The following is a 931-nucleotide window of genomic DNA, read 5'->3' as shown; positions in this document are numbered from 1 at the left end:
CTGCGCTTGCAGGCATTTCATCCTTTGTCATACTAATATCATACTCATCATATAATTCGGGATAATAGTCATAGATCCATTTTGTTGCTTCATTTCCGAACGTTACAATCACATTTGGGCTTAATAATTCCAGTTCTGTCTTGAGATACGAACCACAGCAGTTGATTGCTTTCTGTAACTCCTCCTCACCAGAACTGGGTTTTTCTCGACATTTTTTCAGATTAGTATAATATATGCCAATATTGTTGTCTAATAACGGATCGATAAAAGTCGGGACGAAGTCAGAATATTTCTCATACATTCCAGTCTTCCTAATATCGGATTGTCTATCGAGATGTGAATCATATTCGGACTGTATATAGTTATAGATTTCATCATGGTGTGTATCAAGATCTTCCGTCCACTGCGGATTAGCTGGATCTGAGGCAGCTCCTGGTTCTTTTGCAATTAATACGACTTCTGCCTCCAAATTACCAACACCATAGAATGGTGCGTTTCCGCCACCTGTACCTCAATGACTACATCCACGACAATTTCCGGTCTGATCTCGCCAGTTATCCCATATTCCCTCAAGATGCTCTGTGAGCTGGTTTTCACTACTCATACGTCATGGCAATTTTACTATAATATAACACCTTGCTCTGAGGTCTGAAAATTGATAATCAGATTAAATTGAAAACTCTTGAACCCCCAAATTGGATTGTTCTTTTACGTGTCTGGAAGATACATCCTCTGTGTCTCGCACACTAATCCTATCAGCTCCTTAGGATTTCAACAGAGTCAATGAAGTTGTAGTCAATTATTTGCCACCCACCGGTGATTTCCACTCAACCATGACCGGAATCGTGATCCTCCCCGCTGGTCGTGACGACGCGTTTGAGGACTACAAACAGTTCATCCGAGATGGGCACCCAATTGCGGATATTGAGTC

Annotated in this window: 1 protein-coding gene; it reads right to left on the bottom strand. The window is 41.4% G+C overall.

Going from position 1 to position 931, the window contains the following annotated elements; translation table 11 throughout:
* Window positions 1–469: uracil-DNA glycosylase family protein (locus tag DVK06_RS16685; RefSeq protein ID WP_199718748.1), on the bottom strand; the 469-nt coding region annotated here is incomplete at its 3' end.
* Window positions 470–931: the final 462 nt, after the last annotated feature.

This window comes from Halorubrum sp. Atlit-28R (genome assembly GCF_003665955.1).
GTDB classification, from domain to species: domain Archaea; phylum Halobacteriota; class Halobacteria; order Halobacteriales; family Haloferacaceae; genus Halorubrum; species Halorubrum tropicale.
This window is presented reverse-complemented; position numbering and strand designations above follow the sequence as displayed.